Annotated in this window: 20 protein-coding genes and 6 pseudogenes; 14 read left to right on the top strand and 12 right to left on the bottom strand. The window is 67.0% G+C overall.

What is annotated here, in order from left to right; all coding sequences use genetic code 11:
- The coding region (locus tag ACQUQD_RS41465; protein ID WP_428957404.1) for a hypothetical protein at nt 1–512 on the top strand (512 nt) is incomplete at its 5' end.
- 60 nt (nt 513–572) lie between these two features.
- Here the strand turns inward: ACQUQD_RS41465 and ACQUQD_RS41460 are convergent.
- On the bottom strand, nt 573–932 hold the full coding sequence (locus ACQUQD_RS41460) for a winged helix-turn-helix transcriptional regulator (protein WP_428949809.1): 360 nt from the start codon (nt 930–932) through the stop codon (nt 573–575).
- Nucleotides 933–1,018: 86 nt separating this feature from the next.
- Between ACQUQD_RS41460 and ACQUQD_RS41455 the strand changes: the two genes are divergently transcribed.
- Together ACQUQD_RS41455 and ACQUQD_RS41450 are read left to right on the top strand one after the other, a co-directional pair.
- On the top strand, nt 1,019–1,576 hold the full coding sequence (locus ACQUQD_RS41455) for an SDR family NAD(P)-dependent oxidoreductase (RefSeq protein WP_428957403.1): 558 nt from the start codon (nt 1,019–1,021) through the stop codon (nt 1,574–1,576).
- Between the two features lie 10 nt (nt 1,577–1,586).
- Nucleotides 1,587–1,763: pseudogene (locus tag ACQUQD_RS41450) on the top strand (IS5 family transposase); the annotation flags it as partial.
- Between the two features lie 518 nt (nt 1,764–2,281).
- Here the strand turns inward: ACQUQD_RS41450 and ACQUQD_RS41445 are convergent.
- Nucleotides 2,282–2,677 carry a VOC family protein gene (locus ACQUQD_RS41445; protein WP_428957402.1) on the bottom strand — a complete coding sequence of 132 codons (396 nt, stop codon included), beginning with the start codon at nt 2,675–2,677 and terminating at the stop codon, nt 2,282–2,284.
- A gap of 145 nt (nt 2,678–2,822) precedes the next feature.
- Entirely contained in the window at nt 2,823–3,449 is a 627-nt protein-coding gene (locus tag ACQUQD_RS41440) for a TetR/AcrR family transcriptional regulator (protein ID WP_428957401.1), read from the bottom strand.
- A gap of 99 nt (nt 3,450–3,548) precedes the next feature.
- Between ACQUQD_RS41440 and ACQUQD_RS41435 the strand changes: the two genes are divergently transcribed.
- From ACQUQD_RS41435 to ACQUQD_RS41425, 3 genes are all read left to right on the top strand, one after another.
- Nucleotides 3,549–4,202, top strand: coding sequence for a CatB-related O-acetyltransferase (locus ACQUQD_RS41435; RefSeq protein WP_428957400.1), 654 nt, complete (start codon nt 3,549–3,551; stop codon nt 4,200–4,202).
- Between the two features lie 71 nt (nt 4,203–4,273).
- The gene (locus tag ACQUQD_RS41430; RefSeq protein ID WP_428957399.1) at nt 4,274–5,467 is read left to right on the top strand and encodes a macrolide family glycosyltransferase; all 1,194 of its coding nucleotides are present in this window, start codon (nt 4,274–4,276) and stop codon (nt 5,465–5,467) included.
- A 55-nt stretch (nt 5,468–5,522) separates the two neighbouring features.
- Nucleotides 5,523–6,095 carry an NADPH-dependent FMN reductase gene (locus ACQUQD_RS41425; protein ID WP_428957398.1) on the top strand — a complete coding sequence of 191 codons (573 nt, stop codon included), beginning with the start codon at nt 5,523–5,525 and terminating at the stop codon, nt 6,093–6,095.
- Here the strand turns inward: ACQUQD_RS41425 and ACQUQD_RS41420 are convergent.
- From ACQUQD_RS41420 to ACQUQD_RS41410, 3 genes and pseudogenes are all read right to left on the bottom strand, one after another.
- A pseudogene (locus ACQUQD_RS41420) lies at nt 6,046–6,426 on the bottom strand (transposase); the annotation flags it as partial. The gene ACQUQD_RS41425 and the pseudogene ACQUQD_RS41420 overlap by 50 nt on opposite strands.
- A gap of 1,533 nt (nt 6,427–7,959) precedes the next feature.
- On the bottom strand, nt 7,960–8,463 hold the full coding sequence (locus ACQUQD_RS41415) for a GNAT family N-acetyltransferase (protein WP_428957397.1): 504 nt from the start codon (nt 8,461–8,463) through the stop codon (nt 7,960–7,962).
- Nucleotides 8,464–9,341: 878 nt separating this feature from the next.
- Nucleotides 9,342–9,987: pseudogene (locus tag ACQUQD_RS41410) on the bottom strand (IS5 family transposase); the annotation flags it as partial.
- Between the two features lie 216 nt (nt 9,988–10,203).
- On the opposite strand from ACQUQD_RS41410, the gene ACQUQD_RS41405 reads away from it, so the two are divergent.
- Together ACQUQD_RS41405 and ACQUQD_RS41400 are read left to right on the top strand one after the other, a co-directional pair.
- Nucleotides 10,204–10,389 carry a hypothetical protein gene (locus ACQUQD_RS41405; protein ID WP_428957396.1) on the top strand — a complete coding sequence of 62 codons (186 nt, stop codon included), beginning with the start codon at nt 10,204–10,206 and terminating at the stop codon, nt 10,387–10,389.
- A 105-nt stretch (nt 10,390–10,494) separates the two neighbouring features.
- On the top strand, nt 10,495–11,679 hold the full coding sequence (locus ACQUQD_RS41400) for an IS701 family transposase (RefSeq protein ID WP_428957395.1): 1,185 nt from the start codon (nt 10,495–10,497) through the stop codon (nt 11,677–11,679).
- A 955-nt stretch (nt 11,680–12,634) separates the two neighbouring features.
- Here the strand turns inward: ACQUQD_RS41400 and ACQUQD_RS41395 are convergent.
- Both ACQUQD_RS41395 and ACQUQD_RS41390 read right to left on the bottom strand, forming a co-directional pair.
- Nucleotides 12,635–12,877 carry an ANTAR domain-containing protein gene (locus ACQUQD_RS41395; RefSeq protein WP_428957394.1) on the bottom strand — a complete coding sequence of 81 codons (243 nt, stop codon included), beginning with the start codon at nt 12,875–12,877 and terminating at the stop codon, nt 12,635–12,637.
- Nucleotides 12,878–13,812: 935 nt separating this feature from the next.
- Entirely contained in the window at nt 13,813–14,172 is a 360-nt protein-coding gene (locus ACQUQD_RS41390; protein ID WP_428957393.1) for a hypothetical protein, read from the bottom strand.
- A 39-nt stretch (nt 14,173–14,211) separates the two neighbouring features.
- Here ACQUQD_RS41390 and ACQUQD_RS41385 point away from each other — a divergent pair.
- Nucleotides 14,212–15,046, top strand: a pseudogene (locus tag ACQUQD_RS41385) (IS5 family transposase).
- Between the two features lie 99 nt (nt 15,047–15,145).
- Here the strand turns inward: ACQUQD_RS41385 and ACQUQD_RS41380 are convergent.
- From ACQUQD_RS41380 to ACQUQD_RS41370, 3 genes and pseudogenes are all read right to left on the bottom strand, one after another.
- Nucleotides 15,146–15,289 (bottom strand): hypothetical protein, encoded by a 144-nt coding sequence (locus ACQUQD_RS41380; RefSeq protein WP_428957392.1) that lies wholly within the window; start codon nt 15,287–15,289, stop codon nt 15,146–15,148.
- Between the two features lie 465 nt (nt 15,290–15,754).
- Complete coding sequence (locus tag ACQUQD_RS41375; protein WP_428957391.1) at nt 15,755–16,078, bottom strand: hypothetical protein; 324 nt, start codon at nt 16,076–16,078, stop codon at nt 15,755–15,757.
- Between the two features lie 13 nt (nt 16,079–16,091).
- Nucleotides 16,092–17,347, bottom strand: a pseudogene (locus ACQUQD_RS41370) (IS256 family transposase).
- A 1,155-nt stretch (nt 17,348–18,502) separates the two neighbouring features.
- On the opposite strand from ACQUQD_RS41370, the gene ACQUQD_RS41365 reads away from it, so the two are divergent.
- The 4 genes from ACQUQD_RS41365 to ACQUQD_RS41350 all read left to right on the top strand — a co-directional run bounded on the left by ACQUQD_RS41365 (nt 18,503) and on the right by ACQUQD_RS41350 (nt 23,533).
- Nucleotides 18,503–21,550: an AfsR/SARP family transcriptional regulator gene (locus ACQUQD_RS41365; protein WP_428957390.1), complete on the top strand. Its 3,048-nt coding sequence runs from the start codon at nt 18,503–18,505 to the stop codon at nt 21,548–21,550.
- Between the two features lie 443 nt (nt 21,551–21,993).
- The gene (locus ACQUQD_RS41360; RefSeq protein WP_428957389.1) at nt 21,994–22,389 is read left to right on the top strand and encodes a hypothetical protein; all 396 of its coding nucleotides are present in this window, start codon (nt 21,994–21,996) and stop codon (nt 22,387–22,389) included.
- A 268-nt stretch (nt 22,390–22,657) separates the two neighbouring features.
- Nucleotides 22,658–22,993 carry a hypothetical protein gene (locus ACQUQD_RS41355; RefSeq protein WP_428957388.1) on the top strand — a complete coding sequence of 112 codons (336 nt, stop codon included), beginning with the start codon at nt 22,658–22,660 and terminating at the stop codon, nt 22,991–22,993.
- A gap of 183 nt (nt 22,994–23,176) precedes the next feature.
- Nucleotides 23,177–23,533: a hypothetical protein gene (locus tag ACQUQD_RS41350; RefSeq protein WP_428957387.1), complete on the top strand. Its 357-nt coding sequence runs from the start codon at nt 23,177–23,179 to the stop codon at nt 23,531–23,533.
- 333 nt (nt 23,534–23,866) lie between these two features.
- Here ACQUQD_RS41350 and ACQUQD_RS41345 read toward each other — a convergent pair.
- Nucleotides 23,867–24,937: pseudogene (locus tag ACQUQD_RS41345) on the bottom strand (transposase); the annotation flags it as partial.
- A 105-nt stretch (nt 24,938–25,042) separates the two neighbouring features.
- On the opposite strand from ACQUQD_RS41345, the gene ACQUQD_RS41340 reads away from it, so the two are divergent.
- Nucleotides 25,043–25,480, top strand: a complete 438-nt coding sequence (locus tag ACQUQD_RS41340; RefSeq protein ID WP_428957386.1) for a glutaredoxin domain-containing protein — start codon at nt 25,043–25,045, stop codon at nt 25,478–25,480.
- Nucleotides 25,481–25,592: the final 112 nt, after the last annotated feature.

The raw sequence follows: 25,592 nt of genomic DNA, 5'->3' as shown, positions 1-25,592 counted from the left end.
ACAACATCCCAGCACGCCCACGGATCCCCGCCACCAAGATCGCGAACATCGCAACGCAAGAACAAGAGCCACACACCAGCCACGTAGGCGCCGTCTTCATGAGCGCATCCCACAGCCCCGGCCTGTGGGGGCTGGCCTGGGGAAGCAGTGACAATCCAACACCCCAACACCCGGTGCGCGGCACCACCCAGCGTCCGCGCTCCCGATTCCACCTGACCGACCTGGCCCTCCAGGCCATGCAACACGCAACCGCAGACACCGATCAGCTCGCCGCCGTCATCACGCATGGACTCACCGATCGATCCGCCACCCGGCTCCTGCGCACTCTGCACCTGCCGAGAACCACGGATATCAGCGTCATTCCACACCAACAGAGCGCGGTGGCTTCGATGCACGGCCTCGTCACCGCAACCCCTGCTCTGGCCCGCCAGCCCGCCGTACTCATCAGCAGTGCACCGGGAGTCGTTCCAGCAGCTCAGGTACTACGGCTTCCTCCAGCCACTCCAAACTGACTGGCTATTGGTGCGCGAACGGCGTAGGCCGGGAGTCTGTGCAGCGCGGTGGCGCACGGGTCACTGAACCGGCCGGCGGGCGCGGGCCGCTTCGATGTCTGGGACGTGCTCCTCGGCCCAGAGCCGCACGGCGCGGAGCGGGACGAACAGGGAGCGGCCCAGCGGTGTCAGGGTGTACTCGACGCGGGGCGGATTCTCGTCGTACTCGTGGCGGCTGATCAGGCCGTCTGCCTCCAGGGCGCGAAGGGTCTCGGTCAGGACTTTGGGGGTGATGCCCTGGATGTGGCCCTTCAGTTCCGTGAAGCGGAGCGGCCCGTCGTCGAGGGCGTTGACGACGAACACCGTCCAGCGGGCGCCGATCCGGTGCAGCACTGTGCGGCTCGGACAGCTCGCCGCCATCACGTTGTACGCCTTGCCCACATCCGCTCCCGAGTTCTGGTTCCGTTGAAGATACCGGTATCAAATCCATACCGTTGTGCCCGATCCTATGAGAGGGAGTGGGACGCATGGAGCGGATCCTGGTCATTGGCGGCGCACGGGCGCTCGGCTCGGCCGTCGCGAGGCGTGCGGTGGCGGACGGGTACGACGTGGTCATCGGCGCCCGGAACGAAGCTGCGGCCGACGGACTCGCGCGCGAGATCGGCGCCACCGCGGTACGGATCGATCTGCAGGACGAATCAACACTCGCGGCCGCGGCGGAGCGCCTGAAGGAGGGTGGCGTCGACCACATCGTGACGACCGGCTCGGCGCCGCACGACGTCCGCGCCATCGAACTGGACCGCGACAAACTGCTCGCCGCGTTCGCGGCGAAGGTGATCGGCCCGCTGCTGGTCGCCAAGCATTTCGCACCGGTACTGCGACCCACCGGGTCGCTGGTGCTGTTCTCCGGTGTCGTCGGCTGGCGCCCCGGGCCGGGATCACTCGTCAAGGGGATCACGAACGGCGCGGTCGAGTACACCGCGCGCCACCTCGCGGCGGACCTCGCTCCTCTTGGGGCAGGACGGCGAGCCTGTTCGAGCTACCCTCGCGGGCGCGGGCCCGGGCGGAAGCTGTCCCAAGCCTGACGACCATGGTCTGGGACGCTCACGTGGTGGGTGGACCACAAAGATTCACCTGGCCTGTGGGCAGAGGCAGCGGCCGTTGTCGGTGCTGATCACGGCCGGACAGCGTGGTGACAGCCCGCAGTTCGTCGCCGTGCTAAAAGCCATTCGCGTGCCCTGGCTCGGCGCGGGTCGTCCTCGTGTCCGCCCGATGCGGGTGCGGAGTGCGGGGTGACCGGCTCAAGCGCAACCGTGCCGTGACCACACGGTTCGACAAGCTGGCCGTGCGTTACCTGGCGGTCGTCCAGGACGCAGCGATCAACGAGTGACTGTAGGCGGCCCCGTGCGATGCCGACCCGATCGGATACCGGCACAGGGAGAGGACCGTCCCGATGGGGGCCAGAGGCTACGGCGTGGTCAGCGAGAACGGCGACCACATTGAGGGCGCCTCCGAGGACGCCTTGTTCGAAATGATCAGCGCACTCGACGGCACGGACACACGTTCATCGTCATCGAGCCTGATGCGGACGCCCCCACCTGGTACGCGTCCGTGGCCGTTCTGGAAGAGGGCGGATACGAGATCGTTCGCCGTGACTCAGCCCGCCACGAGCACAAGGTTCACGCGGAAGACGACATCAGCCGGATCGCGCTTGACCTCATCGCCTGGCTGACCGCACGCAACTTTCCAGGGCGGCCAGCCAGAAGGGTCACCGACTCCTAAGACACCGCCTAGTCCTGCGGTGCCAAGGTGCGCAGGACGTCGAACTCGTTGCCCTCGGGGTCAGCCATGACCACCCAGTTCCGGCCTGGACCCTGGCCGACGTCCGTCCTGGTCGCGCCGAGGCCGAGCAGCCGGGTCACCTCGTCCTCGGTGCTGCCGTCGATCGGGCTGACGTCGAGGTGCAGCCGGTTCTTGACGGTCTTGCCCTCGGGCACACGAATGAACATTAGGGTGGGCGGCATCTGGCGGGCCCGGATCTCCTCGACGGTCGGCACCCAAGAGCCGATCTCGACCTTGCCCTCGCTCCGGTCGATCACCTTGAAGTCCAGGACCTCGCACCAGAAGGCCGCGAGCCTCTCCGGATCATGGCAGTCAACGGTCAACTCGGTGAACCTGCTTGCCATGCTTCCCCCCAATAGTGCGAACGGCGCTCAGCATAGGCCGCCCGCCTGCAGATCCGAGATCCTTTTGGCCAGGGACATCAAACGGGCTTGATCCAGAGGAAGCCGCCTACCGACTGGTTACTACTTGCGCCCTGCTGTAGCTCGGTCACACGCTCTCTTCCCGACGGACGGAGAAGGCACCCGCGGCAGCCGCCAGGACCGCCGCCTCGGCGGCCCGTTCCGGGAGTTGCGGGTCCGGATCCGCACGCAGGAGCACGAGCTGGTGGTAGAGCGGCGCCGTGGCGGCGATCAGCAGGCTCCGCGCGTCCGTGTGCTGTGCGGGGAGTTCACCGCGCTCGATGGCGCGCTCGACAAGGATCTCGCACTGCGCGTACCGGTCCGTCCACAGCTGCGTCTGGGCCCGCGCGGCCTGTTCGGAGTGGAACGAGGCGGCCATGAGGGCGACGGCGAACGACGGCTGTAGGACCAGGGATTCCTGGATCTCCTGGTTGAGGGCGGTCAGATCGCGGCGCAGCGAGCCGGTGTCCGGTGGCTGCCAGTCGATCTCGCCGGCGGCGTCGATGACGTCGACGAGCAGGCCGCAGACATCGCGCCACCGTCGATAGACCGTGGCGCGGTGCACTCCGGCGCGCGTCGCGACGCCCTCCATCGTGAGTCGTTCGTGACCGCCTTCAGCGAGTTCGGCTCGCACCGCATCGAGAACCTGGGCGCGGATGCGGGCGGTGCGGCCGCCCGGACGGCGGTCCGGCGTCGTGTCCAGTGGGTCTGTCATCGGCAATCAGTATCCGGTTGATCAAGGCGGCAGGGCTGTGCCAGCATCTTAACGCGACAACTGTCGCCCTAGGTTCACCAGAGAGGAACCAACTCCGCGATGCCACCCGTTCCCGCTGACCCCACCGTGCTCCACCCGATGCCCGAGCATCCTCGCGTGGTTCTCCTCAAGCCGTTGGTGAAGTCGCCGTTGATCGAGGTCGGTGACTTCTCCTACTACGACGATCCGGACGATCCGACCGCGTTCGAGTCGCGCAACGTGCTGTACCACTACGGTCCCGAGCGGCTTGTCATCGGCAAGTACTGCGCGCTGGGCACGGGCACCCGGTTCATCATGAACGGAGCCAACCACCGCATGGACGGCCCTTCCACTTTTCCGTTCCCCACCATGGGCGGTTCCTGGGCGGAGCACTTCGACCTGATCACCGGCCTGCCCGGCCGGGGCGACACGGTCGTCGGCAACGACGTGTGGTTCGGCCACGGCGCCACGGTCATGCCCGGTGTGCGCATCGGGCACGGCGCGATCATCGCCGCCGGCGCCGTGGTCACCGGCGACGTCCCCGACTACGGCATCGTCGGCGGCAACCCCGCCCGGCTCATCCGCACCCGCTACGACGCCGCGGACATCGCCCGGCTCCTCGCCGTGGCGTGGTGGGACTGGCCCGTGCAGCACATCACCCGGCACGTACGGACGATCATGTCGGGGACCGTCACCGACCTGGAGCAGGCCGCCGCGCAGACCGACCAGCCCTGACACCGGGTCTCGCCCCACCGCCCGCACCCGTCCCGCACCCATCATCCCGCGCCAGAAACGAGTGATCACCCATGTCCCGTAGCCGCGCCCACATCGCGATGGTCGGTGTCCCCATCCTCAGCCATGTCCTGCCCAGCCTCGCGCTCATCCGTGAACTGGTGGCCCGCGGGCACCGGGTCACCTACGCCAACGATCCGCTCGTGGCCGACCGGATCGAGTCCGCCGGTGCGGCTCTGGTGCCCTGCACCTCCACATTGCCCGTCGCGAACAACAACTGGCCCGCCGATCCCATCGCCGCGGCGAGTCTCTTCCTCGACGACGCCGTCCAAGCGCTCCCCCAACTGCACGCCGCCTACGACGACGATCCGGCCGACCTGTACCTCTACGACATCGGCGCATACGCCGCACGCGCCCTCGCCGAAAGCCAGGGCCGTCCCCTCGTGCAGCTGTCCCCGACGTTCGTCGGCTGGGACGGCTACCAGGAGGAAGTCGCGGCGCAACTGCGGAAGTTGCCGGGCGCCGACGCGTACCGGGGCAGGTTCGCGCGGTGGCTGGCCGACTGCGGGGCAACCACCACGGACGTGGACGCCTTCTCAGGGCCGCCCGCCCGGGCCCTCGCCCTGATCCCGAAAGCGATGCAGCCGCACGCCGACCGCGTCGACACCAACACAGTGACCTTCACCGGCCCCTGCTTCGACGCCCCGGCGGACACGGATGATTGGACCCGCCCGGCGGACGCGGACAACGTACTGCTGATCTCCCTCGGCTCCGCCTACACGCACAGGCCGGAGTTCTACCGGCAGTGCCTCGCCGCCTTCGGCGACCTGCCGGGCTGGCACGTCGTCCTCCAGATCGGCAAACACACCGACCCCGAGGCACTCGGCACCATCCCGCCCAACGTCGAAGTGCACTCCTGGATCCCCCAGCGGGCGATCCTCGGACAGGCAGATGCCTTCATCACTCACGCCGGCATGGGCGGCAGCGGCGAAGGGCTCCTCGCCGGCGTCCCCATGATCGCCGTCCCGCAGGGAGCCGAGCAGTTCATGAACGCCGACAAGCTCGTGGAACTCGGCGTCGCCCGCCGCGTGGACACCGCCGACGCCACCGCCGAAACCCTCCGCACGGCACTGGACGACCTGATGTCCGATCCGGAACGCCGCGCCCGATCCCAGCAGTTGCAGGCCGCCGCCCGCGCCGAGGGCGGCACCCCCCGCGCCGCCGACCTCATCGAGAACATGCTGGCCACCCCCGGCCTCACATCCTGACGACTGCCGCTCGCCTCGCCCGCCCCGAACCCCTCACGTACATGTGGAGACCTTCATGCCCACGATAGGCATCATCCTCGGCACCACCCGCCCCGGCCGCCTCGGACCGCAGATCGCGCAGTGGGTCGAGAAGACCGCCGGCGCGCGGGACGACGCCACGTTCGAAGTCGTCGACATCGCCGACTATCACCTGCCCCTGTTCGACGAGCCGCGCACACCGCGCCTCGGCGACTACGCGCACGACCACACCCGCACCTGGGCCGCCACGATCGACGCGCTCGACGGATTCGTTTTCGTCACCCCCGAGTACAACCGCTCGATCCCCGCCGCACTGAAGAACGCCATCGACTTCGTCTACAACGAATGGAACAACAAGGCAGCCGGGTTCGTCGGCTACGGCAGCAACGTCAGCGGCGCCCGCGCCCTCGACCACCTCCGGCACATCGCCGGCGCGGTCCAGCTGACGGCCGTACACACCCAGGTCCACCTCTCGCTGCAAAGCGACTTCGAGCAGTACACGTCCTTCGCACCCGCCGCACGTCACGAGAGCGCCCTGCAGCAGATGCTCACCGAGGTCGTCACCCTGACCTCAGCCCTCGCACCACTCCGCACGCCCGGGCCCAGATGAGGGTGGCAGCGAAGTGCAGCGCTGCCCGGTAGGCGATTGCGAAGTTGTCCGTTCGCATGGGCAGACCCCGCCACTGCTTGATCCGGCAGATGCATCGCTCGACCGTGTTGCGCTGCTTGTACGCTTCGGCGTCCAAGGCGAGTGGCCGGCCACTCGACCCAACTCGGCGCCGACAGTGACCGGCCTGGTCGGACGGCTGGGGAACGACAGCGCGGATCCCGCGTCGGCGGAAATGCCTGCGGATCGCGCGTGACGAGTACGCGCGGTCCGCCAGAACGGTGTCCGGTCGAGTTCTCGGTCTTCCCGGCCCGCTTCGTGGAACACGGTACCGGCCATGACGGCCTCGACTGCCCGACTGCCCGAGCCTGGGGTTCGCGTGGCTTTGGACGCTGGTCGCGTCAGACGGTCGACAGCACCCCGTGGCGTGCCACTCAGGACGCTCTGCGCTCCTTGGATATCGGCCACGACGTGGCCTGCTCAGCGAAGTCGATTTGACTGCGACCAGCCTGCCCGGACTCCGCGGCCCGGAGTCGGTCTACTCAACGAAGGGACCAAGGCCCTGCTAGCCGGGGCTTTCGCTGGCAAGGGTGCTCATTCACCGCTCATAGCATTGCGTACGTAGATGAACCTCAGGACTCCTGAAGGGCAATCCGTATGCGTAAGGCAGTAGCTACCGCAGCCGTTCTCATCGCGTCTGTCTGTGGCGTTCTCGGCGTAGCCGCAGCGGCGGCGTTCGTCGAGTCTGAGCACCACACCGCACCGATGGTGGAACCGCTCTCGGAGTAGGGCCCGTCCGCCCGACCTGCCAACGGCTTGGGGCTGATGTCCCGTCCATGCCGGTGCCCAGGGCGACTGCATGACCTTCCCCCGGCACGCCAAGTGCTGCGCCCCAGGCCTCGTACGTGGCAGGACTGAGCACATGTCGGGCGAGTGCGCGCCGCTCGGCCTCGACCTCCCGCGGAGCGCGAGCCGGGTCGTGCAGCGCGAAGGGCGAGCGAGGTAGAGGGCGAGCAGCCACTCGGGGCGGACGGCGTCCCGGTCGGCTCCCTCCATGGCGCCCGAAGCGGGCCCAAGGGCAGCGGAAGGGCGCGGCAGGAGGTGAACAGCGGCGGTGCCCCTTGCCAGCGCGGCCGTCACCGTCGACGTCCGCGTGCAGGACGTTCCCGTTGGCCGACCTGGTATCCGCCCAGTCGGGCATCCGCAGGTTGCAGCACCCGGTCGGGTTCGCTGGCGGCCGGTACAGAAGCAGCACGCCTTGGTGGTGAGTGGTGAAATGAATCCACCACCAGCGCAATGGCGAGAGACCATCTGGGCCGGACTGCCCATCGGGTCGGCTGGCAGCGAGCCCCACGCGAGCGGCCAGCAGGGCTACCGCTAAAGGACGGCGTTCGACCTCTGAGGTGCGTCCGGCAGTCGCCTTCGGTAGCTTGCGGCGACACCGGGCGAGACGGCACCTAGACCAAGCGCAGCAAGCCCAACCTCTCCCTATCGTGCCGGGCGATCTTGGCGATGGCCGCCTTGCCTGTTCCGCTCGTGGGCTTGCCGCAGGAGAGCGTGGGGCTTGGTGGCGACCTGGCGGTCTTGGCCTGCTGAGCAGGAGCGCGGGCGGAACCTTCGTCGGACGCCAAGGCAAGACCGCGACATCGTCGACACGCTGATGTGGCTCCTGCGCGCGGGATTCGTCTCCGGCGAGACCACCCACATCGAGGGCGGCACCCGCCACAAGACCGCCTGACGCCCGACCCGCGAGTGCTACGTGCCCCCGACGACCCCACCGGAAGTGGGGACATCCAGGAGCGGTTCCGCTGGATCAGAAACGGACTTTAGTCCTGCCCTGATGAAGCTCTGGGAGCATGCTCTCGCGTCACGGCAACGGGCGGGTCAGCCAGAGCACCTCGCCGTTGTCTTCGACAGAGACGTGATCCCGCTCGAAGCCGAGTTTCTCGAGGACCCGGAGCGACGGGTTGTTCCACGAGCCGACGGTCGCCCAGAGCCGCTTGCGGCCAGTCGTGACAGCGGCATCGAGCACCGCGCGGGCCGCCTCGGTGGCGTAGCCACGTCCCTGCACGCACTGGAACAGCTCATACGCGATCTCAGGCTCCTCCAGGGTGGAGCGGCCGATGATCAGCCCGCAGTAGCCGATGAAGTCGCCCTCGTCGCGACGCTGGATGGGCAGCAGGGCGATCCCCGTAGTCATCGTCGCGGCGCGCAGCTCCGCGATCGACGTCCGGGCACGCTCAACCGTGGGAGTTCCCTTGCCGCGCTCGGAGAGGAGGGCGCAGAACTCAGCGGCGTCCGAGTCGGCCCACGGCCGCAGGATCAGCCGCTCGGTCTCAAGGTGGAACGGCAACGTCTCGTACGTGGTCATGTCCCCACCCTGCCCCACGGAACATCACGACCTGCGGTCGTCGCCCGGCTCAGCCGCGGTGAACGCCAGGCGCACCGAGAGCTTTCCAGCCCTCGACCAGAGGCATCTCTCTCAGCGTCGAACACGGGGCGCTATCTGGGCGCGTACGAACCATGCTTCAACGGAGGGAGCGGGGCCGACAGCGGAATAGTCCGCGACAGAGGCCGGATTGGAGTGCTCGTGGCGCGATCGGTGTCGAACGGCGGTCAGGACCGCCAGACGGAAATGCAATGGTCGGTCTCAATATCAAGCGGCCCTGTCCCTGATGCTGCGTCCGGCCCGACGGCGCTGCTGCGGGGGCGCCTATAGCGACGCGGGCCGAGCCCGGTGAACGACGGGGCAGTCCAAGAGGGCTCCGGAATCGTGATCACACCAGACACGACTAGGTCATCGCCCGGCGGCTGCAGCTACGAACCAGCCTCTAGCAGTGGTTTCCATCCGGGCACTCGGGCAACAGCACTCCGAAAACCGCGAAGAAGAGCAGCGGCACACTGGACACCACAGCCATGATCAGGAATCATCCGCGTGCCTCTCGCCGGTCCCCCACGTGAGCCACCACCAATCCCACGGCCGGCGCCAGCACGGCAGCGAACAAGGCCATCAGGACGAACGCCCAGCCGATCTCTCGCCGCACGCCCGGCCACCCCAACGCATGCGTGATCGACAGGGCAAACAGGAGGACAGGCGCAGACGCCCACCACCACGACAGCGCCCTGATGATCCGGTCCCCACGTGCAGGCGCCATGTAGGTCGGCCTCATGCCCCCGCGACGGCTCTCCGGAGCGATCCCAGACGATGACATGACCGCATCGTAGGGGGCTGAGGACACATGTGCCCCTCTTGTCGGCCGCGAGACTGTCCGGCTTCTTGCGCGGCCGGCCCGGGCCAGGTCTGGGAACTCTTCTCCAGAACCGGCCTGAACTGGGTGCAGTCGGCTCGTTGTCCCGGAGTGACGATCAAGGACAACGGGCGGCAGCGGCCGTCCGCGCTCAGGTGGAGCTTGCTGGTGAACCCGCCGCGCGAGCGGCCAAGGCCTTCATCTGCAGCACCACCTCCGCCAGGCGGGCCAGCAGGCTTTGCCACGGGGGCTCGGCCTGGTGTTCGCTCTCTGCTGTCCCCTTTGACGCAAAGGCCCGGTGGTGGATCGCTTCGAGCGCCGGCCGCATCTTGATGGGCCCGCACGATGGTGGAGTCCACCGCGATGTCCCAGTCGACTTCACCAGTGGCGTCGGCCGCGGCCTGGACCTGCTGCAGCAAGCGTTCCCATGTGCCGTCGGCAGACCACAGCCGATGGCGCTCATAGACCGTCTTCCACGGGCCGAACCGCTCGGGCAGATCCCGCCACTGCACGCCGGTCCGCACGCGGTGCATGATGCCGTCGATCACCTGCCGGTGATTCCGCCACCGGCCGCAACGACCGTTGCTGACCGGCAGGAACGGCTTCAGCCGTTCCCACTCCGCGTCCGTCAGGGCACCCCGCCCCATGCCCACACCAACGATGCGGACACGCAGGAATTTCGTAGTCGTCCAGGCCAAGCCCTAGCGGGGCAACCATCCCTCTCTTTCGCACGTCATGCGTTCGCGGCATCATCGCCGTTCGAGTGCAGGGAGCTTCCTGGGGCGGAACGTTCCCCAGCGCTCCGCGCACTTCGATGACGTGGACGCCGTAAACCGAGATACGTCTGGTTGAAGAGGAGAAGCATGCTGCAGTTGTTGTACTTCGCCCTGGGGACGGGAGCTGTGGTGATTTCGATCCCCTTCTTCGTCATCGCCTTCGCCATGGCCAGATTCGACAAGGGCTTTAAGCCCAGGCCCATGATGGCCGCGCTGAACGCACTGGTGGGAGCTGGCCTCATAGGGCTCTGCCTGTGGCTCTTCTCGCTATGAGAACCCGTCAGGCTCTCCTGCTCCGAACATGATCGACCGGACATGTCCTAGTAGGACTTTGTTAGGTGGCTGGTCAGGTTCGGGGCCTGGTAGTTCGCTGGGGGTATGACTCCGGAGGAGCTTGCCGGGTGCCGTGACCGGCTGGAGGATTTTGCGGCGGAGGTGTTCGCGCCGCTGGTGCGGTCGGATCAGCGGGCCAAGGGCGGCCTGTACTTACGGGGCCTGCTGCTGGACGGTCGGCGCAAGTCGATGCAGCCGATGGCCCGCCGGCTCGGCGTCGATCATCAACGGCTGCAGCAGTTCGTCACGTCATCGACCTGGCCCATGGCCGCAGTTCAGCACAGGCTGGCCCGGCGGGCGGTGGCGGTGGGCCGGCCGGAGGTGTGGGTGGTGGATGACACCGGCTTTCCCAAGGACGGTGACCTGTCGCCCGCGGTGGCCGCGCAGTACTGCCCGCCGCTGGGCAAGACCGCCAACTGCCAGGTCACGGTGAGCGTGCACGCGGCCACCGACCGCGCGTCCTGCCCGCTGACCTGGCGGCTGTTGCTGCCTGAGAGCTGGGACGGGCCTGATGCCGCGCGGCAGCGCCGGCATCACCGGCCCAAGTGGCAGCTGGCACTCGACATGCTCGATGAGCTGGCCGGGCTCGGTCTGCGGCCCGCAGTGGTGGCCGCCGACGCCGGATACGGCAACAACGCTTCCTTCCGCCACGGGCTCGAAGAACGGCAGCTGGCCTACGCGCTGCAGGTCAAGGGCGAGCTGACGGCCTACCCGGCGGCCATCGAACCCGTCACCCTGCCCTACGGTGGACTGGGCCCACGGCCGCTGCCCCGCTACCGCACCCGTCCGGTCAGCCTGCGTGCACACGTGCGGGCCGCGGGCCACGGCCAGGCCGTCACCGTCGACTGGCGCCGAGGATCGCGAGGCCGGATGCGGGCCCGGTTCGTGTTCCTGCGGGTCCGTCCGGCCGGTCGCCGCCCCAAACCCGCCGACGACGGCACCTTCGGTCTGCGCTGGCTGATCGCCCAGTGGCCCCAGGACACGGACGAGCCGGTCAGATACTGGCTCTCCAACCTGCCCGCCGACCTCCCGCCCCGTGTCCTGGTCCGGCTTGCCAAGACCCGCTGGCGCATCGAGCACGACTACCGCGAGCTGAAGACCGGGCTCGGACTCGACCACTCCGAGGGCCGGTCCTGGGACGGCTGGCACCGCAACGTCACCCTGGTGACCGCGGCCCACCTCTTCCTGACCGAACAGCGCACCGACCCAAAAGCCCCGGCCGGGGCCTGACCCTCTACCAGGCCCTCGCACAACTACAGCAACTGCTTGCCACCTGGTCAGGCCACTGCCCGACCTGCCACCAACCCGCACCCCGGCAGCCCTACGACACCACCCAACAAAGTCCTACTAGTTGGGCGGTCACGAAGGTGCGCCTCCGGGCGGTGGGGCTCTTTCGTCATGCCCGTCCGGCCCGTAGCCAGGGCCGGTCGGCCCCTCGCGGAGCTGTCTTCATGGCTGGATGGTGCCCATGCTGGGGTGGCGCCCCAGCTATGGCGGTCCGCCGGTGCGGCGGGAGCGCTGGCGGCCCGTCGCCGCCCCGCAGGCCCGGTCGCGTGTACTCCCCGGTTCCGCGACCGGGCCCACCTCAACCGGGGGCGCCTGCGCGCGGGAGTGTGCTGGCATCCCCGGGAGTCGCAGTCGACAAGGCCCATCGGCGTAAGGCGCGTCAGCTAAGGGGCTGGTCCCCAGTAGGGCCCTGTTCACACCTGTTGAAATACGGACCGTATCGAGCCAGCGCCCCCACCTACTCCGGACGGTGGGGCCGTTCCGTCATCGGCCACAAAGAGGCGACTTGGCTATGACCCGACGCCCTGAAGCGGGTCTCGTCACCACACAGCGGGACGGTGCGTGGAGGCGTTCCAGTGACGTCCGGCGGTGCCGTACAGGCCGCACCCCGGAGAGCAGTTGCCGGTTGCCGTGCGCCGGAATGCCACTTCGTTTACTGGCTATCGCATTGCACAACGGCTAGACCTGTGGTCGGGCACTGCAGGGATATTGACGACTGCGCCGTAAACAGCGCGCGGATGGTTCTGCTGACGGCCTGCCGTGCCCCGCCGGCCGTCAGCAGAGCCGCACTCCCCGGACAGGGCCTCAGCGTGCAACGGTTCCCCGACCTGTCCCCACAGACCTGCGCGACGTGGGCTCAAGCCATCCCAGGACCTTAACGACGCGCGTTCCCACCCCGTTATCCACGAGTGCCGGTCCGAGCCTCCACGATGCCGCGCACCACCTCCACAACGGTGCACTGCTCATCCCGTACTTGTTGGCGCAGCCAGGCCATGGCCACCTCGACAGGAACGCCGTGCTGGGCCGCGAGCAGGCGCTTGGCCTGCTCGATCAGGACCCGCTCGGCCAGATTCTTTTCCAAGTTCTCCGTCTGGGAGCGGCTTTCTTCCACCGGGCGCTGTAGCTCCAGCGTGCCAGCCACCACGTCCGGTGGTCACCCATTGGGGCGCCGGTGTTCGCACGCCCAGACCACCGGCCCGACGCCGCTCAGCGAGACGTGCCTATCCTGCGCGGGGCGCAGACGGACATGGACCGGCCTTCTGCTCTGCCCGACCTGCGGGCATGTGGGCTACAGCGGCACCATTGCCCACTTCGACTCGAGCGGATACCCCGTCGCGTGCACCTTGGCTGACGGCCAGGAGTGGGCCTGATGCTATGAGGACAACGTGTGACTCGACCCACTACAAGGCGACCGATCCGAAGAATCCGGCTTCAAAAACGGCTCTGGATCCAGACCATGAAGAGACTCACGACACCGGAGCCAACGCTGTAGGCAATGCCACGCAGAAGCTCCTCGGCCAGCGTGCGGCCGTTTTTGAAGAACCAGTTCCGAAGCCGACGAAAGTCACGGAGTACAGATCCACTCGGCGACGGCCGAGTGTTGCTAAGCTGTTGCAAAATGGCGTCTCCATTGGGGCTGGGTTCCAAATGGCGGGAGCCGCGCAGGGAGTTCACACCGGAGGTTCCTAGGCCTTGGACCGGTTGGGCTCCCATTAGCGCGTTGACGCGATTCTATGAGCCCGTATATAGAGATTGACTTCCGTAGCGTTTCGCCACACCTAGGAATTTTAAGTACACACCACATCACGCTAAGTAATCTATTGAGTCGAACAATGGTCGCTGACGTACTGTCAGTGGTGCGGCGCCCCGGTCGCGGAGAACGTGCACCGACCACGGCTGGGAGTTCGGCTGGCTGTTCCTCGGCGTCCGGAGCTAAAAGGGGCCCGCGCGGCGTACGAAGCGGTACACGGGGTTCCTCAAGGATGGTTGCGATCCTGTCGCTCATCCCACCGCTGACGGTAAGTGACGCCACGACATCTCGCACTCCGGGCAAGCGCGTCCCACGGTGCAGGCAGCTCACCGGGCTGGTACCTGGTGACAGGCACAGATGCACTGGGTCGCGCAGAACTTGCAGGCCCCCGGCCGCTTCTCACCCTGGTACCCCGTCATCGACTGCCAGTAGGTGTGCTCGCCGTGCCGGCAGCCTGTCGACAGATACTCGTGCGCCCCAACCGCCGCGACCGACGCCCGCAGTCGTACCTCAACGTAGGTCAGGAGGGCAGCAACGACGAGCGTCCCGACGACGATCAGCACCCACAGCACGCGCACGAGCGGGGTTTCCCGGCCCCACACTGTAGGGGTCAGTGCGGCAGCGATCACGCCGATGCCCCACAGTTCGATGAGCAGGCCGAAGCGTTTGATGTTCTTCGCGATCATCCTCCGAGGCAGCGTGCAGGGCTTAAGACCGTGTCCTGCATGACCGGTTGGCGGTTTTACAGGTGTCATGGGGAGTGGGGCTGGATTGTTCCGGACGGGTTGTGGGAGATAGCAAGGCCGCAATTGCCGCCGCGGGTGCGTCCTCAGGTCGGTGGGGTCGCGAACATCGATGACGAGGCAGTCTTCGCGGCGGTCATCTACGTACTGGTCAGCGGGTGTGCCTGGCGTGCCTTACCGCCATGCTTCGGGGCGTCGAAGTCGACCGTGCGCCGCAGGTTCGCCATCTGGTCGAGAGCCGGAGTGTGGGGCCAGCTGTATCAGAAGGTTCTCCAACTCCTGGACGATCAGGGCATGATCGACCTGTCCCGGGCGGTCCTGGATTTCGCAGACGTCCGCGCAAAAAGAGGGGCGAGTACACAGGTCCGAGCCCCGTGGATCGCGCCAAGCAAGGTTCCAAGGTGCACGTCCTGTCCGACAGGGACGGGGACTGCCCCTACGCATCGGGCTCTCCGCCGCGAACGTCCACGACAGTCAGGCCCTGAAACCGATGCTGTCCCATTTCCACCTGGGAAACGAAGCCCACGCGACGCAGTCAAAGCCCCGCCGCCTTCACGCTGATAGGGCATACGACGTCCCCCACCTGCGGCGATGGCTCTGGGGCAAACATATCGGTGTCCGCATTGCCCGTAGAGGTATCGACTCCAGCGAACGCCTCGCCCGACACAGGTGGGTCATCGAGCGCACCATGTCATGGCTGACCGGCTACCGCAGGCTCAACCGCCGCTACGAGCGGAAACCCGGCAACTATGTGGCCTTCCTCGGTCTTGCAGCAGCCCTCTGCTGCTACAAGCGGTTCCTCAAGCAGACCGTGTAGGGCACGGTTGCAAGATGCGCGCTCTCTCAGAGCCTGTTGTTTACCGTTGCTTCCTGCTCGTTTTGGCACGGTCGTACAGGTAAGGGCGAGGCCCGCGCCTCACAGGGCCACATAGATCCTGATGCCAAGAGCAACGACGAAGACCACGGCCATGCCGATCAGGAAACGGCGAACCGGTGTGCCGTCCTTGGCCAGCGTGTAAGCGATCGCCGCTCGCTTCGGCCTCTGCGGGTCATAGATCACGTCGACCCGCTGCCTGACGTCTACGCCGGCCTGAGAACTGAACGGTGTGGTGAACGTGATTGAGTCCCCACCTGGGACACGGAACCGGATCAGACAGGCAACCTTGCCACTTCGCACGGAGTGGCTAGCAGACACCTCTTCCTTTCACGCCTCGCCGACGCAGCCGTTCGTTCCAGAAGTGAGGAACCGCGAAGAAGAAGGAGACAACAGCCGTCAGGACCATGACAGCCACAGTCATAAGACCTATCTCCGCATGCGTCATCTGCTCCCCCTCAGATCCGACCTGCTCCATGAGCAACCACAGCCTCACTGTCCGTAAGACCCCCGGTCAAGCCTTGATCGCACCGAGGCGATCCTCCCGGACTCGCCCACTCCGTAGACCATGTAGAACACGGTCTTAAGAGCCCATGGACGCTGCCCTCACGCGTGGGGAGCAAGTGTCGAAAGCTGTGGATCAGCGGCCGTTCACCATGACTCGTGATTCAGGTGGACGAGCCCTTCGATGGAGTCCAGCTGGGCCCGCAGGGCGGGGTTGAGGGCTGGGGTGGTTGTCAGCAACAGCACCTGGACCGTCGGGTAATCGGCGGCGTAGAGGTCGTCTTCGCCGTCGTCGCCGGGAATCAGGTTGGGCTGGATCTCGATGTGGCCGTCAGGGCTCTCCGCGCGGTGGTAGACGCCTCGGAAGTAGCTGTCGTGCTCGTTGAAGGCCAGCCCGAGGCGGCCGCCGACGAGGCGGACAAGTTCGTCGGCGGTGTGACTGCTGGTGCCGTAGGTGTCGTAGTCGGTCATGGTGGACGAGACCCTATGCCGTGACGTTCTCAGGGCGTTCGACAAGGTGACCGCGTTCAAAGCGGGCGCCGGCTCGGACGAGGGCGACGAGGTGGGGTGCGTTCACGGCTCGCCAGCGGGCCTGGGCGGACTCGACGAGCTCGAACAGCATCGCCAGGGCGGCTGCCCGGGACCCGGCGCCCTTGGTGACCTTCGTCCGCAGCCGCACGGTCGCCAAGGTCGACTCGATTGGGTTTGTGGTGCGCAAGTGGATCCAGTGCTCGGCGGGGAAGTCGTAGAACGCCAGCAGCTCGGCCTCGTCAACGACGATCTTCTTGACGGCCTTGGGGAACTTCGCGCCGTACTGCCTGGCGAACGCCTTGACCGCGGCCGCCGCGTGTTCCTTGTCCTCGGCGTTGTAGATGTCCTGGATCACCTTCTTCGCCGCAGGCTGAGCCGACTTCGGCAGGCTGTCCGAACAGTTGGCCGTTTTGTGAACCCAGCACCGCTGATGACGGGTTTCGGGGAAGACCTCGTTCAGCGCGTTCCAGAACCCGAGGGCGCCGTCACCGACGGCCAGGACAGGAGCGCGCATGCCGCGCCGTCGGCAGTCCCGCAGCAGACTCGCCCAGGACTCCGAGGATTCCCGATACCCGTCCGCCATCGCGATCAGCTCCTTCGTGCCGTCCGCCCGCACTCCCATCACCACCAGGACCGCGGCCTTCGCCTCCTCCAAACGGATGCGCAGGTGGATGCCGTCGGCCCACACGTAGACGTAGTCCGTGGCAGACAGATCGCGCTCGCCGAACACCTTGTGATCGGCCTGCCACTGAGTGGTCAACCGGGTCACTGTGGCCGGGGACAGGCCGGCTGAGGAGCCGAGGAACTGTTCCAGAGCGGGCAGGAAATCGCCTGAGGACAGGCCGTGGAGGTAGAGCAGCGGCAGCACCTCGCTGATCTTCGGGGACTTGCGAGCCCAGGGCGGCAGGATCGCCGAGGAGAACCGCTTGCGCTCACCAGTAGCCGCGTCGACGCGCTTGTCGCTGACGCGCGGGGCCTTGACCTCGACCGCCCCGGCCGCGGTGGTCACCGAGCGGGGCCGGTGATGGCCGTTGCGGACCACGAGTCGCCGCCCACGCTCGTCCTTCTCGTCGACCAACTCGGCTCTATAGGGATCGACTTCGGCCTCAACGTGGCGGCTAGCATCCGCCTCGCACCCTCCCGGACGATCTCGTCGATGAGCGAAGAGCCGTTGGCGGTGGTGCCGTCGGCGGTGACTACGCTCAGCACGGGCATGCCTTCCCGACCGGTGTTCGCAGCACCGGCCTACTCGATGACCATCAATCGATCACTCGGAAAGGTACGGCCTTCGCGTTCAACCCGAGCTCGATCCACAGGTCTTGAGCATTGCTCACGCGTGGGGAGTTAGACCTACTCCCGACCACGGGGCCTCAAAGCTCTCATGGAAGCTCGCCGAGCCTGGCGCCTCCCGGCCAGCGCCGCGAGTGAATCCTTCGCCATCGGCACTGGCACGTCTATGACCGCAACCAGGAGGCTTACAGGCCTAGAAGGCAAAGTGGGCCCGCTGGGGCTTGCCCCCCCGCCTGTTCCAGCCGGAGCTGAGGTTCCAGCGGAGAGTTGGGAGCAACTGCGTGCTCTGGTGCTGCTACCGGCCGGGGTGAACGGACTACTGGTAGCTGCTGGTATCACTGTTGAGGAGCCGGCCTTGCCAGCGGGACCATCTAGGCCCCCGGCAGGAGCCGTCTGGACAGCCGCGCGGCCGTCCACTTTCCGGCGTGCAGCCTGGTAACGGGGCAAAACGCGCGTAGCAACGGGGCCGGTTCAACCGATCGCCTCAAGGACCCCTGCGGTGAGGGGAGTTCCCTGTGGACGATGGCGGAACCGGGTGCGGGTGGCCGTCTCCCGCACTCGGCACAGGGTCGCTTCATCCACTCCAGGACGCCATGCCCCCGGCTGGCCGCCTGCGCCCCGCCCCCGCCCTGATCGCTCCGTGACACACAGGTGCCTTTGGGTCGCCGTGCGATGCTCCAGCGCACCAGATAGCTACGAATCGTCGAGACATTCACCTCGAACCGGGCCGCCAGCGCGCGCAAGGATGCCTGGGCGTATTCCCACAGGCCCGCGCTGCCGGGCAGGACTAGGACACCGGCCTCATGGGGCTAGCTATCGGCTGCCGTGCCCAGCGGCATGGGCACCGGGCACGCGTCTCCTGGGACGAGGCGATATGCCCTTGGTTGCAAGGTCAGCACCGCGTTAGGTTGGCGCGATGCTTCACCAGATCACCGGCCGCGACCGCCGACACGACGTCGCGTTCACTGCACCAACAGCACTGACAAGGCTTGCCTCCCGCACCGCTATGGCCTCGGCCCAGCGATGTCGGCAACGCGCAGTGCCGGCTGCTCGCCGACGGGCCGGTGAGAGCAGGTGAAGTTCCAACTCCTGGGCCCCGTCGCGGCATCGCACGGCGGCCACCTGATATCCCTCGGCTCGCCCAAGCAACGGTGTGTCCTGGCCGCGCTCCTCTTGGCCCCCGGGAAAACACTCTCCACCGATCATCTGATCCAGTGCGTATGGGGACACTCTCCGCCTCCCACCGCACGGAGCACTCTGCACAGCTACATCGCACGGTTGCGCCGTTCTCTGCGCCAGCAGGACGACAACGCGGCGGGGATACTTCGCCGGGCCGACGGCTACGTGCTCACGGCCCCTGCCGACGACATCGATCTGCATTGCTTCCGGGGCCTGACCCTAAAGGCCCGCGCCGCCGGCAGCGGCGCCGAGGCGGAGCGAATCTGGAACGAGGCGTTGGGACTGTGGCACGGGGAGCCACTGGCTGGCCTGGCCGGCAACTGGGCCGAAGCAGTGCGCGCCCGCCTGGTGCAGGAGCGGTTGGACGCGATGCTGGACCGGATCGACCACCGTCTGGCTGCGAGCGAGGCGAACGGCCTGGCAAAGGAGCTGCGCGACCTTTCCGCCGAGCATCCATGGGATGAGCGGCTGGCCGCTCAACTCATGACCGTACTGTTCCGCTCCGGTCGACAGGCCGAAGCGCTCGACCACTATGAGTCGTTCCGGCGCAGTCTGGCCCAGGAGTTCGGCGTTGACCCCGCCTCCGCACTCCGGCAGTTGCACCAGGCCATCCTGCGGGACGACCCCCAGCTGAACCAGCCCGCGACCCAATGCGGTCCGGCCAGGGGGGCCGCGCAGGGCGGCCCGAGGCCGGAGTGGATCGTGCAGTTTCAACTCCCGGCCCCCGTACCGGGTTTCGTGGGCCGCCCCCAAGCGATCCGGCGCCTGGAGGAACTGCTGACAGCAGCGGCACAAGGCGCGCTCGTCGCGCCCGTCGTCATCACCGGCTCGCCCGGCGTCGGCAAGACCGCACTGGCGGTGCATCTCGGTCACCGGCTGCGGCCGCTCTTCCCGGACGGACAGTGGTACGTGCGGCTGCTGGGCGCCCGTGACCGGCCCCGCGATCCGTCCGAGGTACTGGCGGTACTGCTGCGCGCCTCAGGACTGGATGCGGCCGCAATCCCTCAGACGTTGGACGACCAAGCGGCTCTTTTCCGCGCCCGGCTGGCCGATCGCCGGGTGCTGCTGGTCCTCGACGACGCCGGGGACGCCGAGCAGGTCCGACCCCTACTGCCCAGCACTGCGGGGGCGGGCGTGCTGATCACCAGCCGGCCCGAGCTACGCGGCCTCGGCGTCAGCCATGCCGCACACACGTTGCGGCTGCAGGTGCTCGATCCAGGCGAGGCACACACCCTGCTGTCCGGCATGCTCGGCGAGCGGCGGGTGGCCGCCGAGCCGGAGGCGGCCGGGCAGCTGGCCGACCAGTGCGCCCGGCTGCCGCTGGCTTTGCGGATCGCCGCCGCCAATCTCGCAGCCCGTCCCGGACGGTCACTGAAGGCCTACACCACCGAACTGGCCCACGACGGACGCCTGGCCAAGCTGTCCATCGCCGGCGACCGCCACAGTGCGATCCGTACCGCCTTCGACCACTCCCACGCAGAGCTCGAGCCTGCCACGGCTAGGCTGTTCGCCCTGCTAGGCCTGCACCCCGGGCCCGACTTCTGCGCCGAGGCAGCCGCGGCACTGCTCGGGGCACAGCCGGCCGTGGCCGAGGACCTGCTGGACGTGCTCGCCGCCGCGAACCTTCTGCAGCGCACCGCGGCCGACCGGTACCAGTTCCACGACCTGCTGCGCCTGTACGCGGCCGAGCACGCCGCAGCCCAACCGGACGCAGAGCAAGCGTGGCACCGGCTGTGCGACTGGTATCTCGCCGCCGTCGACGCCGCCACGGCCTTCGAATACACCGGCGCCGCGCAGCTGCCCCGCCAGCGCGCCACCTCCGACCGGTTCACCGACCGACAGGAGGCTCTGGAGTGGCTGGACCAGGAACTCGCAAACCTGGTCGCCCAGGTCACCCGCGCAGCCGCGACGGGCCCGCACCACATCGCCTGGCAGCTCACCGACCAGCTGCGCATGTACCTCTACTACCGGCACCACCGGGTCGAATGGAAGACGATGGCCACCGCCGGCTTGCAGGCCGCCGAGGCCGCCGGCGAAAAGCTGGCACAGGCGGCCATGCTGCAAAGCCTTGGTGTGCTGGGCCATCACAGCGAGGACCAAGGACACAACCTGGAACACCTTTTTGGCGCCTTGGAGGGCTACCAGAGCTCCGGCAACGTTCCTGGCGAGGCGGCCGCCTTGGGGAACCTGTCCGTCTACTTCGGGCGCCGCGGCCAGATGCGCCAGGCAGGAGAATGGCAGCAGCGCGCCCTGACGCTACTCCACGACCTCGACCGCCCAGTGATGCTGGGCATCGCGCTCGACGTCATGGGACTGATCCATGCCCACCTCGGCGAATGGGAACAAGCGATCACGCACACGAGCGAGGCGATCGAGCTCTCTCTGCGGCACGGGCAACTGCTGGAGACCGTCAGCCCCCTGGTCAACCGGGCCATCGCCCACCACGGCCGGGGGGATTACGAGGCGGCGCTGGCCGACGGCACCCAGGCCCTGCGGCTGTCCCAAGAACACCGTGAGCGCCGCAACGAAGCCGACGCCCGCGACGTCCTGGCACGCATTCACCGCGACACCGGCCGCCTCGACCTCGCCCGCCCCCTCGCCGAACAGGCGCTGGCCTACGCCCGCGAGAGCGCCGACCCAAGCGCCTTGAGCGACTACCTGACCACCCTGGGCGAACTGCTCCGCCTCAGCGGCGAGTTGTCCCAAGCGTCGGCGTACCTGGAGGAGGCACTGGAGATCACCACCCGCTCCGGTTTCCGCCACCAAGAAGCAAACGCCCGCATCGGCCTCGCCCAGGTGCGCTACGCGCAGGGACACACCCAGGCCGCCGCGGAACAAGCACAAGCCGCCCTGGAAGCGGCCAAGGAACTCCACCTACGCCCCACCGAACACCGCGCCCACACCATCCTGACCACCGCCCGCCACAGCGACGAACAGGACTGACACCGCTCTACCGGATCGCTGCCGCAACAGTCTTGGTGCTGCCACGCCAGCGTCCCACGGGTCGTGTTGACCGTGCGGGACGGCACATCGTCCCGCTGCTCCGCACGGTCAACCCTGCACGGGCACCCGAGCCTTGGCGAACCCGGCATGACCCGGCGGCGCCCACTGCGTCCCCCTGCAGGGCAGCAGAAGAAGCCATGGCGGCAGCGACTGCACGTAGCGGAACTCGCCACCCAGCCCAAGGCGATCGCATTGCAAGCCTCCTGCAGGAATCTTGCAAGGGCAACGCGGCATGCTTCTCCTGCGGCAACAAGCCTCACAGCAGCCCCAAGACTTCAGCAGAGAGCGCTCGCTCATGACGTTGTACAACCCGACGGCTCACGACCCGCCGCACGAAGAACATCACAATCCCTCACCCGCAGCAGTGAATGCAGGGAAGCGAAATGAAGCCGCACAATTTGGCAACGAAATTGACGCTGGCAGTCACCGCTGCAACTAGCCTACTTCTCGTCGCCACACCCGCCCAGGCCAGCGCAGGTTGGGATTACATAGGCACTACAGACTTCGGTAAATTCGATAACCGCTGGGCGACGTCGCCCTCCGCTCTCTCCTCCGGCGGAGACGTAAAATTCTGCATCATCTCCGGCACCACCAAGACCGAGGAATACGAACTCTGGGAGAACGACACCACCGACGACGACTACGTACTGGCAGTCAAGGGAAGCGGCTGCTGGACCGTCCGGGACATCGGAAATTATGTCGACGGGGATAACAATCGCGCCGAGTTCCGGATCGAAACCTTTGACTCCCAGGCGCTATGGGTTAAGTGGTACGACTAAAAATCTTGAGTTCTGCGGGTTACGTCGGGCGGTGACGGCTGTCGCAGGACACTCTATTCCTGGCTACCTGAGATATCCCAAAGCCGGGGGCTACTGACCTGAATGTGTAAGGGCGTCACGTTGCCAGTCGTGCGGATCTCCTACATCATCGCGAGCCGAGATTAGTAAAGATCGCTCCAAGAGAGGGAAACCGTCCATGAGATTCCGCAGAACGGCCACTGTCGTGACTTCTTGCGTTGCGGCACTGTCGATAGGCGCAGGGACGGCGATGGCAGGACAGGACGCCGGATACGTCACGGCATATCACTCGGACTGCGACAACCCTGATCACTCGGCGGCCGCCGGCCGCTTTTGGAACGAAGGCGACAAGTTCTGGGTCGAGGACATCTGTCCGGACGGCCATCGCGCGGTACTGCAGGTGGATGCTGGGGCAGCCGAAACCGGCGAACGCTACGACTGGAAGGTGGAAGCCACCGGTGGGTTCGGCGATGAAAAAACCGTGGTGCACAACTACACGGAAGGCACCACGGTCCAGATCCGTGCTTGCGTCTACGAAGGCTCGACAAAGCTGAGCTGCAGTAAGTGGGATCAGGGCGAGGCCTGACGGGTTCGTCATCTGCCGAGAACGAGAGTGGAGTCCGCTGCCGGACTTCGTCAGACCGACGCCGCCATGCCAACCGTCAGGCAGACGCCTCTCACACCGACGAGCGGCATGTGTGTGCGATGCCGGAACCTGCAGCACTGCTTGCTGCCGTCGGCCCGAGACCGAGGGGCCGTTCCTGCCCTCGTGGTGGGCGTCAGCAGCAGTCCGGCTTTTGCCTCCAACCAGAACACCAATATCGTCGTAAACAACAAGCAGGTCGGCGGACTGCTGTTCCTCGACGACGGCGATGACTGGGAGCTGTGGGACTACTATTCCGACGGCCACGGCGTACGGGCCTACATAGAGGTAGGGGTTGCCGGCGGGTGGGCCCTGTGGACGGACGGCACCTGGTACAACGGCAAGGGTGCGAGCACCGTCGCCAAGAAGACTGACGGAAATCTCTACACGGGAATTTCCTACAGGGCGCGGGCCTGCACCGTGGATGGCGCCTCCGACACCACGCCCGTCAACTGCTCGTCCTGGATGTACATTCAGGAATAGACGCCGGCGCCCGGTGTCGGCATTCGCCGAAGCTGATTCCACGGAACATGTCGCAAGCCTCGACCACGCGGGGCGCAGACCAATGACGGCAAACCCGAGCATGACCAGCCGGGTTCGCTCCGGACGGGGGGCATGGTGGGTCTCCCATCACAGTGATGGGAGACCCACCATGAACGGTACAGGGCCACCACTCATGAGCCGGCATCGATACGGAAGGCGACGGCGTCGAACTGACCGGTGACGTATGCGTCTTCACAGTGTCGCCAAAGCCGCCGACCAGTGGGAGCAGCACTAGCGCAAGCGCAGTTAGCAGACAGACTCCCACCTTGTCTTTTAGCCTCTGCGGCTGTCGCGCCCGATAATGCTCTCGGGTCGCCTGGTCGTTTTTCCGACGTCATAGCGGGTCATGGGGCGGTGATTGCTGTAACAAAGTGGCCTTCATGGTCCGGGCGTTGAGGGTTCGGCACGGGCCGGACAGTGGAGGTGCGGGCGGAGGTTCCGAAACCCCCGGCGGACACGGGTGGGCCGCCTGTGAGCCGTGTGGTCTCGGCCGGCCCATCCCAGGGTGGCGGAGATCCACCACGGGCTCCGCGGGTGAGCCAGACCTGGGTGCGGGCGGCGATCACGGGCCACGTCCGGTGGTCTCCGGCCTCGGGGGCGTGGATTTTGGGCCGGATCCAGCCCTGGGTCTGCTTCATCAGCCGGAAGGTGTGTTCCAGGTCGAATCACCGCAGGAACACCTACCAGCGCACGTCGACGTCGTCGCCGCTCAGGCCGGTGGCCGACGACCACGGCCAGGCGGCAGCGGGTCTCCGCCGCCGGGAATCGGTCGACCTGGGGCAGATCAACGTGCCTTCGATGATGGGGAGTTCGCCGGTGTGGTCGACCCACGCGAAGCGGGCGGTCAGGTAAGGGTGGATGCGGTCCCAGGCAATCGCGTGGGCGGTTCCGTGCCGGTCAGGGGCCTGCACCGCGGCCGCCTCCGGATCACCCCAGGTTTCCTCCTTGTCGAAGCGGAACTCCTCGCCGTGCTTCGACGGCCGCCCGGACTGCGCCGGGAGCACCAGGGAACCAGGCGGCGCTTGCGCATCACCCGGTGCGTGCGCATCCGTCCGAAGCCCTCACCCGACACCCTGGCCATGAGGTGGGCCATGCGTGGGGCGTCGTAGCCAGAGTCGAACACGACCAGGTGTCCCGGTCACGGGTGCCAGCGGCCCATCTCGATCAGATCGACGCCCACCCGGCGGACCTGTGCGGCGGTGACCTTCTCGACCGGCCAAGGCCCACGGCGTCCAGCAGTTGACACCAGGACGTCCGGCCCGTTTCCAGAGCGGCGACGAACGAGTACGGCCGGCCGGGCTCGAACTGGTCCGAGGACCGTCCACTACGGCCATAGACGTGGCAGGACGGAGCACATGATCAGACAAAGGCCGCCTCAGCGTCCGGCGAACACCCAGGCGAGGAGCCTAGTTCGAGGAGTGTTGCGACTCATCGATAGCCTGCATCACCATGATGCGCGCTTGGATTCTGCCGACACTGCTTGTGCTCAGCGGCTCAGCCGTCGCGACTGGGCAGATCTTCACCGGAAGCCCCGCCACAGCCGCAGCACTCCTGCTGGCATTCCTGGCGCTCGCCGGCATCAACTCACCACTGATCTTCCCGAAGTCGATCGGCGCGCAGGAGGCACAACGCCGCAGCGCACTAGACGGCCGACCCGTCGTCTTCTGGCGGCCGGGCTGCAAGTACTGCATACGACTGCGCATCCGGCTGGGCCGTAGTGCCCGCCACTTGCACTGGGTCAACATCTGGCGCGAGCCGGCAGGAGCCGCAGCGGTGAGAGCAGCCAACGACGGCAACGAGACCGTGCCGACCGTCGTCGTGGCGGGCCAGCCACACACCAACCCCGATCCCGCATGGGTGCGCGAACAGCTCTCCCCTTCCGCGTGATCAGAAAACGTGTCCTACGGGAGAGGCACCCGCAGACCCAGCGGACACAGGTCAAAAGACAAGGTAAGTCGGTGACGGCTGCGCGCCATCACCGGCTCTGCGGCTGAATGAC

Source organism: Streptomyces sp. cg35, assembly GCF_050410835.1.
In the GTDB taxonomy this organism is placed as follows: Bacteria; Actinomycetota; Actinomycetes; order Streptomycetales; family Streptomycetaceae; genus Streptomyces.
The sequence above is the reverse complement of the archived record's forward strand: the minus strand, read 5'-3'. Positions and strand labels throughout refer to the sequence as shown.